The 15,252-nt window shown below is 36.3% G+C and carries 12 protein-coding genes, 1 pseudogene and 1 riboswitch; of the genes and pseudogenes, 10 read left to right on the top strand and 3 right to left on the bottom strand.

Going from position 1 to position 15,252, the window contains the following annotated elements; translation table 11 throughout:
* The first annotated feature begins 228 nt into the window (after positions 1-228).
* Complete coding sequence (locus tag F4V44_RS00865) at positions 229-1,104, top strand: cation diffusion facilitator family transporter (protein ID WP_150438095.1); 876 nt, start codon at positions 229-231, stop codon at positions 1,102-1,104.
* 46 nt (positions 1,105-1,150) lie between these two features.
* Complete coding sequence (locus F4V44_RS00860) at positions 1,151-1,708, top strand: GNAT family N-acetyltransferase (protein ID WP_150438094.1); 558 nt, start codon at positions 1,151-1,153, stop codon at positions 1,706-1,708.
* Positions 1,709-1,738: 30 nt separating this feature from the next.
* Here the strand turns inward: F4V44_RS00860 and F4V44_RS00855 are convergent, their stop codons facing one another.
* Positions 1,739-2,809 (bottom strand): ATP-binding protein, encoded by a 1,071-nt coding sequence (locus F4V44_RS00855; RefSeq protein ID WP_191090508.1) that lies wholly within the window; start codon positions 2,807-2,809, stop codon positions 1,739-1,741.
* 473 nt (positions 2,810-3,282) lie between these two features.
* Here F4V44_RS00855 and F4V44_RS27715 point away from each other — a divergent pair.
* The 7 genes and pseudogenes from F4V44_RS27715 to cydC all read left to right on the top strand — a co-directional run.
* Positions 3,283-3,417: pseudogene (locus F4V44_RS27715) on the top strand (MerR family DNA-binding transcriptional regulator); the annotation flags it as partial.
* Between the two features lie 105 nt (positions 3,418-3,522).
* Positions 3,523-3,675, top strand: coding sequence for a hypothetical protein (locus F4V44_RS27710; RefSeq protein WP_223881742.1), 153 nt, complete (start codon positions 3,523-3,525; stop codon positions 3,673-3,675).
* Between the two features lie 63 nt (positions 3,676-3,738).
* Positions 3,739-5,118: a hemolysin family protein gene (locus F4V44_RS00845; RefSeq protein WP_150438091.1), complete on the top strand. Its 1,380-nt coding sequence runs from the start codon at positions 3,739-3,741 to the stop codon at positions 5,116-5,118.
* A gap of 284 nt (positions 5,119-5,402) precedes the next feature.
* Positions 5,403-6,806, top strand: coding sequence for a cytochrome ubiquinol oxidase subunit I (locus F4V44_RS00840; RefSeq protein WP_150438090.1), 1,404 nt, complete (start codon positions 5,403-5,405; stop codon positions 6,804-6,806).
* The gene (gene cydB, locus F4V44_RS00835; protein WP_150438089.1) at positions 6,793-7,806 is read left to right on the top strand and encodes a cytochrome d ubiquinol oxidase subunit II; all 1,014 of its coding nucleotides are present in this window, start codon (positions 6,793-6,795) and stop codon (positions 7,804-7,806) included. Before F4V44_RS00840 ends, cydB begins: the two co-directional genes overlap by 14 nt.
* The gene (gene cydD / locus F4V44_RS00830) at positions 7,806-9,533 is read left to right on the top strand and encodes a thiol reductant ABC exporter subunit CydD (protein ID WP_150438088.1); all 1,728 of its coding nucleotides are present in this window, start codon (positions 7,806-7,808) and stop codon (positions 9,531-9,533) included. Before cydB ends, cydD begins: the two co-directional genes overlap by 1 nt.
* Positions 9,530-11,266, top strand: coding sequence for a thiol reductant ABC exporter subunit CydC (gene cydC / locus F4V44_RS00825; protein WP_150438087.1), 1,737 nt, complete (start codon positions 9,530-9,532; stop codon positions 11,264-11,266). The genes cydD and cydC overlap by 4 nt, the downstream gene beginning before the upstream one ends.
* Positions 11,267-11,345: 79 nt before the next feature.
* On the opposite strand, the gene F4V44_RS00820 is transcribed toward cydC, so the two are convergent.
* Positions 11,346-12,641, bottom strand: a complete 1,296-nt coding sequence (locus tag F4V44_RS00820; protein ID WP_150438086.1) for an NCS2 family permease — start codon at positions 12,639-12,641, stop codon at positions 11,346-11,348.
* Positions 12,642-12,750: 109 nt separating this feature from the next.
* Positions 12,751-12,852, bottom strand: a riboswitch (purine riboswitch).
* A gap of 431 nt (positions 12,853-13,283) precedes the next feature.
* Between F4V44_RS00820 and F4V44_RS00815 the strand changes: the two genes are divergently transcribed.
* Positions 13,284-14,153, top strand: a complete 870-nt coding sequence (locus F4V44_RS00815) for a YitT family protein (RefSeq protein WP_396897465.1) — start codon at positions 13,284-13,286, stop codon at positions 14,151-14,153.
* A gap of 64 nt (positions 14,154-14,217) precedes the next feature.
* Here F4V44_RS00815 and F4V44_RS00810 read toward each other — a convergent pair whose 3' ends face one another.
* The gene (locus tag F4V44_RS00810) at positions 14,218-15,240 is read right to left on the bottom strand and encodes an AI-2E family transporter (protein ID WP_150438084.1); all 1,023 of its coding nucleotides are present in this window, start codon (positions 15,238-15,240) and stop codon (positions 14,218-14,220) included.
* Positions 15,241-15,252: the final 12 nt, after the last annotated feature.

Here is a 15,252-nt window from a genome sequence, read left to right as displayed (position 1 = left end):
CCAACTTATTCAATCGACATAGGGAATTCTTTTTCTATCATGTACGAGTAGTAAACATGGTTCTTCCGCTAGATATCGAAATATTAAAAAGGATATATATATTTTCCATAAGGAAACTTTTTTCAATTCACGCAATAGACATGCCTAGATACTACAATGTTTGTGTAGACCCACTCATGTCTTATTTGATAATCTTTTAGAAAGAGAGGATTGCTGGAGGAATTATAAATGGATGCAAACACCCAATTAAAATTAGCAGAAAGAGGTGCATGGATTAGTATTTTTACCTATGTAATTTTAGCTGTTTTAAAGCTCTATATAGGAAAAATGGGACATTCAGAAGGTCTAACTGCAGACGGATTAAATAACACCACGGACGTCATATCGTCTATTGCCATCTTAATTGGACTAAAGATTTCACAAAAACCGCCTGACGAAGACCACACATACGGACATTATCGAGCAGAGTCCATCGCCTCTCTTATAGCTGCCTTTATTATGATGACAATCGGTTTACAAGTATTAATTGATGGAATACAAAGTATTTTTCGTGAACAAGCAGTGACACCAGACTGGCTCACAGCGTGGGTAGCCTTATTTTGCGCTATCATTATGTATGCAGTCTCTTTATATAACTTTAGACTAAGCAAAAAAATTAATAGCTCCTCTATTAAAGCGGTTGCATACGACAATCGTTCTGATGCATTAGTAAGTATAGGCGCTTTTATCGGAATAGCAGGCACATATATTGGGATTGGCTTCCTTGATGTTCTAGCTGCAATCATTGTCGGAGTCATCATCTGTAAAACAGCCTGGCAAATATTTCGGGATTCTTCACATGCCCTGACGGATGGCTTTGATACGAAGCTACTGTACCGAATGGAAGAAACCATTATCCATACTGCCGGTGTCAAAAAGGTAATCACCGTAAAAGCAAGGTTGCAAGGTAATCAAATACTTGTTGATGCAACTATTTGTGTAGACCCCCATTTAAATGTTATTGAAAGTCATGAAATAACTGAAAAAATTGAAGAACAGCTGAAAGATAAGCATCATGTGTCAGGATCATTAATACACATTGAACCATATCAATATGTTAAATAAGCAGGCCAGCTTTAGGAGAATCCGTTATTAAAGGAGTTTGGGGGATATGCTCACATTAAAGGTAGATCATGATATTGAACTTCGATTGCTTCAAATTCAAGACAGTTCACAATTATTTCAGCTCGTTGATAATAATCGAGAGCATCTAAAAAAATGGCTTCCCTGGGTTGATAATATTTATTCACCCTTGCAATACCACTCCATCATTCCGTCATGGCTGAAACAATTTGCTGATCACAATGGCTTCCACGCAGGAATCCATTACAAGAACAAACTCGCTGGTGTCATTAGTCTTCATTCTATCGATTGGCATAATAAACAAACAAGCATTGGCTACTACTTAGGACAGGGATTTGAAGGAAAGGGACTTATGACAAAATCAGTCCATGCAGTTCTCAATTATATTTTCTTCCATCTTCATCTGCATCGTGCTGAAATCCGCTGCGGAGAGTTTAATATGAAGAGCCGGGCAATCCCCGAAAGACTTGGCTTCAAAAGAGAAGGATTAATACGGGACGGAGAATATCTTTATGATCATTATCATGATTTGATCATTTATGGGATATTGTACAATGAGTGGCTACAACGAAAGTATACTTACTAAAAAAAACAAAAAAGCTGCATTGCAGCTTTTTTAATTCTTTGCAATTGGGATTTTTATGGTGAATGTTGTACCTTGCATTTTTGTTGATTGGACAGAAATCGTTCCGCCGTGTTCTGTAATAATTTTCTGGCATATCATCAATCCAAGTCCATTTCCAGTCGCTTTTGTTGAAAAGAATGGTTTTCCTATGTGATCTAAGTATTCATCAGGAATGCCGCATCCCTCATCAATTACAGAAACCAATGCATGATTTGCATTTTTAGCCATATGAATAGTTATAACTCCCTGATCCATTGCTTCAATAGCATTTTTCAAAATATTAATCAGCACTTGCTTCACTTTATGGACATCACATAATATCATTAGTTTCTGCTCTTCAAACACACTTTTTATTTGAATACTTTTTTTCAATGCCTCTGCTTCTAACAAAAAGATTACCTCTGTGACTATCTTTGTGAAATTTTGAACACTCACTTTGTGTTTATGCGGTTTTGCAAGAACCAACAGTTCATTTGAAATAATATCAAGCCTGTGAATTTCATCTTCCATAATTTCTAAATATTTTTTATTTGGATTTTCCTCTGCTTTCATTAACTGAATAAAACCTTTAATACTTGTTAGCGGATTTTTTATTTCATGTGCAATTCCTGCAGCCAATTGTCCGGCTACCTTTAACTTCTCACTTTCAATCATGATGTTTTCAGCTTCATTTTTATCTAATCCAGCTTCCTTAATAAAGCAAATAATCCCCTCAGGTATTTCAGAGTCAAAATGGCTGATGGGCGAAGATGTAGATTCTACAGTAAAATCTTTTCCATCTTTTTTTTTCATTCGATATGTCAAGTTACTGATTTCTTCTTTCCTGCTTTCCCACTCGTTTGTTACCCTTTGATAATCTTCTTGATGCATGATTTTACTTATGTGGGTTCCGATTAACTCCCGAGAATTGTATCCCAGCACCATGTATACATTTTTGCTTATGTAAGTAATGGTACCGTCTAAAGAAAGTTTAACAATGAAATTCGACTTCCCATTTACCATATTTTGTCCAGTTTTCTCCTCGACAAAATGGTTTGACTTCCCTGTTTCCGGTACTCCCAATCTTCGCCCCTCCTTAATCATCATGCTCAATTAAATTTTACTGAATATTCGAATAAAATACAATGAGATTTTCTGCTATATTTAATAAGAAATACGCCTTAGAGGTTTTAAACATATTGTAGATGTTGTTTTCTAATAAAGTTGATTTTTGACTCATCTAAAGCTGTATAATCATGAAAAGGCAGGAGAAAACACGTTTTCTCCTGCCTTTTCATGATTATACAGCTACCTTTCAGCATAGCTGAAAGGCGTGTGAAATATTCATTTCACACGGATGAGTCAAAAATCCTGCGTATAACTTAGTATACTAACTTATTTTTTTCAATTTTTGAAAATTCATAAATTCTCTATTCGCTTCATATAATTTGTATAAAACCTTTTTAAACCGTAACGTTTGACTGTATAGTTTGGGTTACCTTATAATTAATAGATAAAAAAATGAACCGAGGTGGTATGATGGGGCAGTTTATCGGATTGGAGAATTAGCAAATTTAGCAAACGTTTCAAAAAGAACAATTGACTATTATACTAGCTTAGGATTATTACAAGCAAAACGTTCGAATAGCAATTACAGAATTTATCCTGAAGAGGCATTAAACGATCTTAAATTAATTGAAGAATATAAAAAAATACATCTTCCTCTTCATGAGATTAAAAGAAAATTAGAATTAAATAATCATACCGAGCTCCAAGACAGGGATGTGGAAAAACAAATGGAGACTGTTACAAACCAAATCAAACAACTAAAACATGATCTTTCTGTACTACTGCCAATTATTAGCAAATACAAGCAAGACCCGATGTCAAAAAAGTTGAATGAAGAAGGAACAGCTCTCATTGAATCCCTGATGAGAATAACAAGTTAATCATATTTTTGAATTATCAGGAGGTGACTCCTTTCCTGTTTCCTACAGGATAAGGAAATCTATTTGGACATATTAAACTTGGTTATTATAGCCATTTTGATTGCTTTGACGGCATTTTTTGTTACTTCTGAATTTGCTATTGTTAAAGTGAGACGTTCCAGAATTGATCAGTTAATTGAAGAGGGAAATAAAAATGCAATTGCAGCGAAAAAAATCATCACAAACTTGGATGAATACTTATCAGCTTGCCAATTAGGGATAACGATGACTGCTCTTGGAATTGGTGCTCTGGGAGAACCAACATTTGAGCATATTCTCCATCCACTTTTATCCTTTTTGAATATTCCGGAATCTTTAACTCCAATTCTATCAATCGCTTTGGCCTTTGCGATTATGACCTTTTTGCATGTAGTGGTAGGGGAGCTTGCACCCAAAACAGTTGCCATCCAAAAAGCAGAATGGGTTACGTTAATTACTGCAAAACCACTTATTATGTTCTATCGTATGATGTATCCTTTTATCTGGATTTTAAATGGATCTGCCCGTTTAATCACAGGTATTTTCGGGCTAAAGCGAGTATCGGAACATGAATTAGCACATTCAGAAGAAGAACTGCGTATTATTTTGTCAGAAAGCTATAAAAATGGTGAAATCAACCAATCTGAGTTTAAATATGTAAATAAAATATTTGAATTCGATGATCGGATTGCAAAAGAAATTATGGTTCCCAGAACCGAAATTGTTTCTTTATCAAAAAATCAAACTTTAGAGGAGTTTCTTTCCATTATTCACGTCGAAAAGTTCACACGATATCCAATTATGGATGGCGACAAAGATCACATAATTGGAATGATTAATCTAAAAGAGCTTATGACAGATATTTTAGAATTTAATAATCTAAATACAAAAACACTTGAAACATATATCCGACCAATAATTAAAGTAATTGAAACAGCACCTATTCACGATTTACTTGTAAAAATGCAAAAAGAACGAATTCATATGGCCATCTTAATGGATGAATACGGCGGGACATCTGGTTTAGTTACGGTTGAAGATATTATAGAAGAAATTGTTGGAGAAATTCGTGATGAATTTGATACAGATGAGATTCCAGAAATAAGGAAGCTTGAAGACGATCATTTTATCATTGATTCTAAAGTACTTGTTAGTGAAGTAAATGACTTGCTTGGAGTTGATATTAATGATGAAGATATTGATACAATTGGCGGTTGGATCTTAACTGAAAACTATGAGGCCAAACAGGGTGATGTCATTAACTTTGATTCCTATTCCTTTAAGATTATTGATATGGAAGAGCACCATATTAAATATGTTGAAGTCACAAAGATTCAAATACTCGAAGATAACGAAAGTCCAACTTATGAAGATCGTGAAATTCATTCCACTGTCCCTTTGACAAAGTCGGAAGCAATATATTAAAACCTTCAAGAATGATTCATTATCTCATGTCTATAAAGCTCCTATTGCTTAATGATAAAGACTACATTCATAGATACATTAAAGCCTTCTCTTACAAAATTAGAGAAGGCTTTTTACTTTTTCCTTCTATTCCGACTTAATCATATTATTTGTCAATAATAACGGTCACTTTAGCAGCAAATTACCAAATTCGTAATAATATGTCCCTGAAATGTTCACAAAAGCACAAAGTCTTTTTGCTATAGTTAGGATAGAAAAAGTTCATTTTAGTAGGAGGAAAAGTTATGGAGGCACTTATACTCGCACGTATACAGTTTGCTGCTACAACGATTTTTCATTTCATTTTTGTTCCATTATCTATTGGTCTTGCGTTCACCATTGCCATCATGCAAACCATGTACTTAGTAAAGAAAAAAGAAGTCTACAAAAAAATGACACAGTTTTGGGGTAAATTTTTCCTCATCAACTTTGCTGTCGGGATTGTAACCGGTATTATTCAAGAATTCCAGTTTGGAATGAACTGGTCAAGCTATTCCCGGTTTATGGGGGATGTATTTGGTGCTCCGCTGGCCATTGAAGCCTTGCTCGCATTCTTCATTGAATCAACTTTTATTGGACTTTGGGTTTTTGGATGGGATAAATTACCTAAAAAAGTTCACTTAGCTTCCATTTGGCTTGTTTCCATTTCAACCATGATGTCGGCTTTTTGGATTTTAGCGGCTAACTCATTTATGCAAAATCCCGTTGGATATACGATTCAAAACGGCCGTGCCGAAACAACAGATTTCTTAGCTGTTATTACAAATCCTAAATTATTAGTTGCATTTCCGCATGTTATCTTTGGAGCTTTAGCTACTGGCGCCTTTTTTGTTATTGGTATCAGCGCATACAATTTCTTGAAAAAACGAGATTTAGAATTTTTTAGACGTTCCGTTACAATCGGTCTTGTCATTGGATTAGTTTCCAGCTTTGGTATTGCTTTCAGCGGTCACTCTCAATCTGAATATCTAATGGGTGCGCAGCCAATGAAGATGGCTGCAGCCGAAGGATTGTATGAAGACAGCGGTGATCCCGCCGCTTGGACGGTTATTGCCAATATTGATACAGAAAATAAGCAAACCGGCATGCGTTTAGAAATTCCTTATGCATTAAGCTTCTTGGCTTACGGAGAGTTTAAAGGAAAAGTAGAGGGAATGAACACCCTTCAGGCTGAATACGAAAAATTGTATGGTCCTGGAGATTATATCCCCCCTGTTAAAACCACCTTCTGGAATTTTAGAATCATGGCGGGTCTTGGCGGAATACTTATTTTAATTAGCTTAATAGGTTTATATATGCAACGCTGCGGTACTCTTGAAAACAAAACCTGGTTCTTAAAACTAATGGTTGCATCACTGTTCTTCCCATTTATCGCTAATACTTCCGGCTGGATTATGTCAGAGATTGGCCGGCAACCATGGATTGTAAATGGTTTAATGAGAACGGCAGATGGTGTTTCACCAACTGTATCTGCCGGTTCAGTTTTATTCTCATTAGTTGCCTTTACATTGGTTTACACATTGCTCGCTATTGCAATGGTTGCATTATTTATAAAAGTCATTAAACAGGGACCACACGAAAAACCAAAAGATGATATTAGTGACTCAGATCCTTTTAATGAGAGGGGTATATCACATGCAACTAAGTGAGATATGGTTCGTACTTATCGGAGTTTTGTTTGTCGGATTTGTCTTTTTAGAGGGATTTGACTTTGGAGTGGGAATGAGTACAAAATTCCTCGCTCAAAATGAGATTGAAAAACGCGTGCTCATTAATACGATTGGACCTTTTTGGGACGCAAATGAAGTTTGGCTGATTACCGGCGGCGGTGCCATGTTTGCGGCGTTCCCACACTGGTATGCTACATTATTCAGCGGCTATTACCTGCCATTTGTCGTATTATTGTTAGCCCTAATTGCCCGTGGTGTTGCTTTTGAATTTAGAGGAAAAATGAACTCAGCTAAATGGAAAAAAACATGGGATTGGTCGATTTTCCTTGGCAGTCTCTTACCTCCATTTTTGTTAGGTGTTTTATTTACAAGTCTAATAAAAGGTGTACCTATTGACCAAAATATGAATATGACAGCAGGACTTTTAGATATTGTGAATATTTATACAATTGTAGGTGGAATTGCCTTTGTATTATTAACCTATATGCACGGCTTAATGTTTATCTCTCTAAAAACAACGGACAGCATTAGAGAACGTGCTCGTGAACAAGCCAAGAAACTATTTCTTGCCTGTGCAGTTGTCGTTGTATTATTTGTAGCACTCACAGGGATTTACACAAACGCTTTTGCAGATAAAGGTAATATACTTATTCCATTATATGCACTTGCTATTGTCCTTTATTTGGCACTCTATCCATTATTAAAAAACAAGAAAGAAGGATTCAGCTTTGCAACAACCGGCTTTATTTTAATTCTTGTTATGGCATCCTTCTTTATTGCATTATTCCCTAACGTGATGATTAGTACGACGGATTTTGCTAATAACTTAACTGTCTATAATTCAGCATCTGGTGAGTATTCACTTAAATTAATGACCATTGTTGCGTTTACAATGGTACCTATCATTCTTGCCTACACAATTTGGAGCTATTATGTATTCCGCAAACGAGTAACTGATAAGGAGCATTTAGAATATTAATGGATAAACATCTTTTCAGCTACAAAGGCATCAAAGCGCATTTATTTATTGTCGCTATACTAACTATATGCCAAGGGATTGTAATTGTTTTTCAAGCTATATTTTTAGCCACTGCAATTACAAAAATGTTTAACGGGACAGCAGCTATAGCTGTCCTTCCCTATTTTTTAGGCTTTGTCATTACATTTGGTTTCAGGCACTTGATTCAATGGGTAAAAGGCAGATTTTCCTTTCGGTTTGCTGCAAGGACATCTTCTGACATTCAGTCCCTTCTCATTCGTAAACTTTTTGAATTAGGACCGCGAGGGATAGGAACAAATGGGTCAGGAAATATGATTACTCTCGCGTTAGAAGGTATTCCAAACTTCCGCACATACTTAGAACTTTTTATCCCTCGTGCCATTTCTATGTTTTTTATACCTGTTGTCTTGCTTATTTATGTTTTTTATTCTGATTTGATTTCAGGTATTGTCCTTACATTAACCATGCCCATTTTAATCTCCTTCCTAATATTATTAGGGCTCGTGGCTAAGAAGCATGCAACTGCACAGTGGGGCAGCTATCAATTGCTCTCCAGGCATTTTGTAGATTCCTTACGAGGTCTTTTGACTTTGAAATATTTAGGAAAGAGCAAATCTCATCAAAAGGCAATTGAAAGTGTCAGTAATAAATACCGGATTGCTACAAACCGCTCATTACGACTTGCCTTTTTGTCCACCTTTTCTTTAGATTTTTTTTCGAGTCTCTCCGTTGCGGTTGTTGCTGTAGAACTAGGTCTAAGACTGATTGATGGTGTGATGGGACTGCAAACTGCGTTAACTCTATTAATTTTGGCTCCTGAATACTTTCAGCCAATTAGAGATTTAGGCAATGATTACCATGCTACTATGGATGGTAAAGACTCAGGTAAACATATTCATAGTCTATTAGCTGTTAACACGTCACAAGAACACCTTATTCCTGTATCTATTCCAAGATGGAATACTGAAAGTACACTCACAATCCGTCATTTAAATAAAAAGTCAGATGCAGAAAATAAAGAAATTCTAAAGGATATAAATTTCGAAGTAAAAGGCTATCAAAAAGTCGGTATTATTGGTGCTTCTGGTGCTGGAAAATCCACAATTATTGATGTATTATCCGGTTTTTCTTTACCGACGAGCGGTTCCATTCTAGTAAATCATACTGAAATGAAGGACTTCTCCAATCTCAGCTGGCAGGAACAACTGATTTATATACCGCAGCATCCCTATATTTTCGCTGGAACGGTTGCGGAAAATATTAGCTTGTATGCACCTGATACAGCTAAAGAAATCATCGAAGAGGCTATTAAAATTACAGGATTGACTGAATTAATTGAACGTCTGCCAATGGGATTGGATGAAAGGATCGGTCAAGGTGGACGAGTATTGAGCGGAGGCGAGGAACAGAGGATTGCCTTGACACGCTCTTTACTGCAGGAAAGGCCCATTATGTTATTTGATGAACCGACTGCTCACTTAGATATCGAAACAGAGCATGATATCAAGGAAATGATTTTACCACTGTTAAATAATAAATTAGTGTTTTTCGCTACCCATCGTCTTCACTGGATGCGTGAAATGGACGTTATTTTTGTTATTGAGGACGGGAGAATTGTGGAAACTGGTACACATGAAGAACTATATGAAAACAAAGGGGCTTATTATCGCCTCATACAAGCCCAGAGAGGAGACAGACTTACGTGAGGCTTTTTCAATTATATATTATCCCTTATTTGAAACAATTTAAAAAGTCTATCCTGCTGGCCATTCTTTTTGGTCTCTTAACTGTAGTCGGAGCTTCTATGCTCACCTTTACTTCCGGCTACTTAATCTCAAGAGCAGCGCAAAGACCAGAAAATATCCTAATGGTATACGTGCCGGTTGTATTGGTCCGTACGTTTGGAATATCCCGAGCGGTTACCCATTATATTGAACGTTTAATTGGACATGATGCTGTCTTAAAAATCCTTTCGCAAATGCGCGTTAGGCTTTATACCATACTAGAGCCGCAAGCATTATTTATCCGCTCTCGCTTTCAGACGGGTGATTTGTTAGGGACTTTGGCAGATGATATTGAACATCTGCAGGATGTATATATACGGACAATCCTTCCAACCTTTATTGGATTGTTTTTATTTGTTGCATCCATTTTCTCACTCGCATTATTTGATTGGATTTTTGCTTTATGGATTACTTTTTGTTTAAGCATTATTGTCATCGTGTATCCTATCTTCTCTCTTTACTTACTCAAGAAACGACAAATTGAACAAAAGAAAATTCGCAGCACCCTTTATCAATCATTAACAGATGCTATATTCGGCTTAGGAGATTGGATTATAAGCGGGCAAAAGGAACGTTTTATCACTAGGTTTTCAGCTGACCTTCAGGCTAATAATAAGATAGATAAGAAGCTGCGTTATTGGAATCAAACACGGACCTTCCAATTACAGATGATTACAGGTCTTATTCTTGTTTCCGTTGGAGTTTGGGCTGGTAATCAAGCGCAGGCCGGAGTAATCGCACCTACCTATATTGCGGCGTTTACACTAGTAACTCTTCCAATCATTGAAGGATTACTTCCCCTTTCACACGCAATTGAGCGTATTCCGACTTATCTTGAATCTATGCAGCGTCTTGAATCCATTAGTAGGTATGTTCCTGAAACGCTAAGCACGGCCTCAGAAACTCCCCCTATTTCTGACACAGCCAATGTAGAACTAAAAGATGTTTATTATCGTTATGAAAATGAACAAAAAGATGCCATCAAGAAAATTTCTTTTTTCATTCCACATGGAGAGCATATTGCAGTCTTAGGAAAGAGCGGGGCAGGAAAATCCACATTAATACAATTATTGCTTGGGGCCATTTCCCCTTCAGCAGGAAGTATTCATATCAACGGGCATGAACCGGAAAACTACGGTGGCCACATTTTTGAAATGATTAGTGTCTTAAACCAGAAGCCATATTTATTTGCAACTAGTGTAAAGAATAATATTCGATTAGGGAATCAATCGGCGACAGATGAAGAAATCGAAAATGTTATAAAGCAAGTTAGGCTTGATAAATACATTCATTCACTTCCAAATGGTTTGGATACACAAATGGAAGAAACCGGACAGCGTTTTTCCGGCGGTGAAAGACAACGGATTGCTTTAGCCCGAATTCTATTAAAAAATACTCCGATTGTTATATTGGATGAACCAACTGTCGGGCTTGACCCGCAAACAGAACGGTATTTACTTGATACCATGTTTACCGTCCTTAAAGATAAAACAGTCATTTGGATAACCCATCATTTAATTGGAATTGAAAAAATGAATCAAATATTATTTATTGACAAAGGAACCATTACAATGAAGGGGTCACATGAAGATTTAATAAAAACGAATAACCGCTATCGTCAGCTCTATTTATTGGATCGAGGACACCCGGAATAATACTTTCATAGAAAAAAGAGTTAAATTACGTATACAACTATATCGTAATTTAACTCTTTTATTTTAGAAATTCTAATGATTAAACTAAATAGATAAAATAGCAAATAAATGCGACACACAAGCCGTACATGATTGGATGGATCTTACGGCCTCTTCCAAGAGCAATATTCAAAATCGGATAAAGAATAAAACCTAAAGCAATACCTGTTGCCACACTATAAGTGAGTGGCATCATCAAAATGGTAATGAATGCTGGAATAGCAATTTCAAGCTGATGCCAATCAATTTGCTTTACTTCCATCGCCATTAATGCACCTACAATAATGAGTGCCGGTGCTGTCACACCTGCCGTTACAACAGATAACAAGGGAAAGAAAAGCAAGGAAATAGCAAAACAAGCAGAAATAACGATAGAGGTAAAGCCTGTCCTGCCTCCCGCAGCAATTCCTGAACTGGATTCAATCATGGAAGCAGTTGTAGAGGTTCCCAGCACTGCTCCAAAAACAGTTGACGAAGCATCTGCCAGAAGTGCTCTTCCTGCATTTGGGATTTCATTATTTTTCACTAACCCCGCCTGACTAGCAATGGCAATTAATGCACCCGCCGTATCAAAGAAAGCAACAAATAAAAAGGTAAAAATAACAGCAAGCATATCTGGTGTAAAGATTTGATCAAGATGAAGGAATACTTCTCCAAAAGTCGGTGTCAAGCTCGGTACCGCCCCAATGATGCTCTTCGGTGTTTCTATAATACCAAACACCATACCAATAATCGTTGAAACAACCATTCCATAAAAGATGGCCCCTTTAACCCCGCGCACGAGCAGAATAATCGTTAATACAAAACAAAAAATGGTTAATAAAGTTGTCACCGATTTCAAATCACCGATAGAAACAAAGGTTGCCTCATTGGCAACGATTAATCCCCCATTTTTCAATCCGATAAAGGCAATAAAAAAGCCGATTCCTGCAGCAATGGCATGTTTTAAATCTTTTGGAATGATGTTAATAATTTTCTCACGTATCTTTAATAAACTTAAAATAACAAATAATATTCCCGATACAAAAACACCTGTTAAAGCTGTTTGCCAAGGAATATTCATACCAATACAAACAGAAAATGTAAAAAATGAATTAAGTCCCATACTAGGAGCAATGCCAATAGGATAATTCGCAAGGACACCAATTAATAATGAACCAATAATAGCGGATAATGCCGTGGCTGTAAAAACAGCACCTTGATCCATTCCTGATTGACTAAGAATGATAGGATTAACAACCAATATGTAGGCCATTGATAAAAAGGTTGTAAACCCTGCTATCGTCTCCTGACGATAATTTGTATTCCGACTTACAAATTGAAAATACTCTTTCATGATGTCTCCTCCATTGATGACTAAATAAATGCTTGCTTGTAGGATACTAAAAAAGCCGCACATCATATGTGCAGCTGCAGATGAAAGGGAATTTTAATCAGATTGATACTACCCGAATAAATTCCCTTGTAGTCTAGCTATTTACGGCAGCTTGGTAGAAACATTCAGACCTTATTTCTGAATATATACAAGGATAAAAAGCGGAAGCGGCTAGGAAAGCAGAACGTCTACTAAAAACCGCCACGTCCTATGGCGAACGTAGACGTCAGCACATCCTGTGCAAGTCCGACAAGCTTAAGGTGGCTCGGGGAGAAGGTTGTATTTTAACCTTCTCATCAAGACAACTTAAGACCTCGAGGGGCTAGTCGCTGTAGCTGGATTGATTGGTATAATTTCGTTCATTCTAGCAGACACAGCTAAAACCCGTCAATTCTTTAATTTATTCGGGATTTTACAATAAATTTTAATTATCAAACAAATAATTTACACGTATAATCCATTGGTAATAAAAGCCTTTCAGAGCTTCTCTTTATAATTATTTGTAAATTTATGATAAAATATGAATAAATGCAAATCGTTGCAAGATTAACTTTTCACATAACTGAAGGGGGAAAATGGATGGAACCAACGCCACAGAATGTAATGGCTGCAATAAACCATAAAAAGTTAACAGCCGTACAAATTGCAAAAAGAACTTTCTTTATTATCTTCGGGTCAATATTAATGGGAGTCGGCCTAGAAGAGTTTCTCGTCCCCAACCAAATCCTCGACGGAGGAATCGTCGGAATATCCATTATCTTATCTCACTTAACAGACTGGAAGTTAGGACTCTTTATCTTTATATTAAATATTCCATTTTTCTATATTGGATATAAACAAATTGGAAAAACCTTCGCTTTATCTACTCTTTTAGGTATTACCATTCTATCAATCACAACCTCTTTACTTCATGAAGTACCTGTCTTTACAGAAGACCCTCTTTTAGCAACCGTCTTTGGCGGGATTGTATTAGGAGCTGGTGTTGGAACCGTTATTCGCTTCGGAGGATCATTAGATGGCACTGAAATTATGGCCATTCTTCTCAATAAAAAACTGCCTTTCTCCGTTGGTGAAGTGGTCATGTTCTTTAATATTTTCATTTTTGGAATTGCCGGCTTTGTTTTTGGCTGGGATCGAGCAATGTATTCACTGATTGCTTATTTCATCGCCTACAAAGTAATTGATATTATGATAATAGGTTTCGATGAGTCAAAATCTGCCTGGATTATCAGCGACAATCACAAAGTACTCGGAGAAGCTATCTTAGCCCGTTTAGGACGAGGTGTAACCTATTTAACCGGTGAAGGTGCATATACAGGAGACGATAAAAAAGTCATATTCTGTGTCATTACAAGGTTAGAAGAAGCAAAGCTGAAATCAATTGTTGAAGAAATTGATTCTTCCGCATTCCTTGCCGTAGCAAACATATCAGAAGTCCGCGGAGGAAGATTTAAGAAAAAAGCAATCCACTAAGTCTTCAAATACAATGTTCCTCCTAAACCTATACAATGAAAGAACAAAAAAAGCTGAGATCAACTCAGCTTTTTTCTGTATTCATTTCTTCACGATTCGTAACTTCTAATACATCAAGTAAGAAAACAAAAATCGGAATACCGATGATTAATCCCCAAACCCCAAAGAAATGTTCTGAGAAAATTAACACAATAAATGTATAAAAAATAGGGAGATCTGTTTTTGAACTCATAAGCTTTGGATTTAATATATAGGCCTCAATTGCATGGATAATCGCAATCGTAATTAAGATATATACAACCTGGATAAATCCGCCGATCGTATAAGCAATTAGACAAAGCGGAATCAGAGAAATAATAACCCCTGCGACTGGAATAAGCCCCAGAAAGAAAATCATAATTGCTAATCCAAACAATTGCGGAAACCCCATGATAGACAGGGCTATAACCGATAAAGCACAGTTTACAATCGCAATAATAAATTGTGCTTCAATAACCTTTCCAAATGTCCGGGCAAATTTCCCGCCAAAGAATTCAATTTCAGTATAAAAAGCAGCAAGTTTGCTATTTTTAAATTTCTTTGTAAAAGCAACCAGTCTTGGCTTCTCCAATAAGAAAAATAAACTTAGTAAAAGAGCTAGAAAAACTTGTAATGCTAGTTGGCTAAAATTAGTAAAATATCCAATTACAAAAGTCAGACCCTGCTCCAAGTATTGAGATATTTGATTTTTCTCGAGCATACTAACTAAGTAATTCATTATGGCATTTTCTTGTGGCTGTTTATAAAAGGCTGTCACCTGTTTAATCAACGCCGTAATCTCAAAGATTACAATTGGTAAGTATTTCACAATCCCATAAGATAAAAAGCCAACAATAAGAGTATAGGATACTAATACAGTCAATTTCCTATTAATAGGGATCCTTTTTGTAACAAAGGTAACTAAACGATCCATTAGAAAGGAAAAAATAAATGTAAGCAAAATAAAATTAATCATGCTTTTCATACTGTATAAAATTAGAAGGATAAGTACAAAAATGAATATTCTTTTTAACCCTTTATTTTGCAGCAATTTTGTAAGTTCATTCATAATCCATCCCCT

Origin of the sequence: Niallia endozanthoxylica (assembly GCF_008710145.1) — a bacterium.
GTDB lineage: Bacteria > Bacillota > Bacilli > Bacillales > Cytobacillaceae > Bacillus_BD > Bacillus_BD endozanthoxylica.
Note: the sequence above shows the minus strand (reverse complement) of the source record. Positions and strands in the feature narration are given on the sequence as shown.

Coding starts and splice junctions, on each gene's coding strand:
- F4V44_RS00840 (WP_150438090.1), top strand. CDS start 5,403: ATGGAGGCACTTATACTCGCACGTATACAGTTTGCTGCTACAACGATT.
- F4V44_RS27710 (WP_223881742.1), top strand. CDS start 3,523: ATGGAGACTGTTACAAACCAAATCAAACAACTAAAACATGATCTTTCT.
- cydB (WP_150438089.1), top strand. CDS start 6,793: ATGCAACTAAGTGAGATATGGTTCGTACTTATCGGAGTTTTGTTTGTC.
- F4V44_RS00815 (WP_396897465.1), top strand. CDS start 13,284: ATGGCTGCAATAAACCATAAAAAGTTAACAGCCGTACAAATTGCAAAA.
- cydD (WP_150438088.1), top strand. CDS start 7,806: ATGGATAAACATCTTTTCAGCTACAAAGGCATCAAAGCGCATTTATTT.
- F4V44_RS00820 (WP_150438086.1), bottom strand. CDS start 12,641: ATGAAAGAGTATTTTCAATTTGTAAGTCGGAATACAAATTATCGTCAG.
- F4V44_RS00860 (WP_150438094.1), top strand. CDS start 1,151: ATGCTCACATTAAAGGTAGATCATGATATTGAACTTCGATTGCTTCAA.
- F4V44_RS00865 (WP_150438095.1), top strand. CDS start 229: ATGGATGCAAACACCCAATTAAAATTAGCAGAAAGAGGTGCATGGATT.
- F4V44_RS00810 (WP_150438084.1), bottom strand. CDS start 15,240: ATGAATGAACTTACAAAATTGCTGCAAAATAAAGGGTTAAAAAGAATA.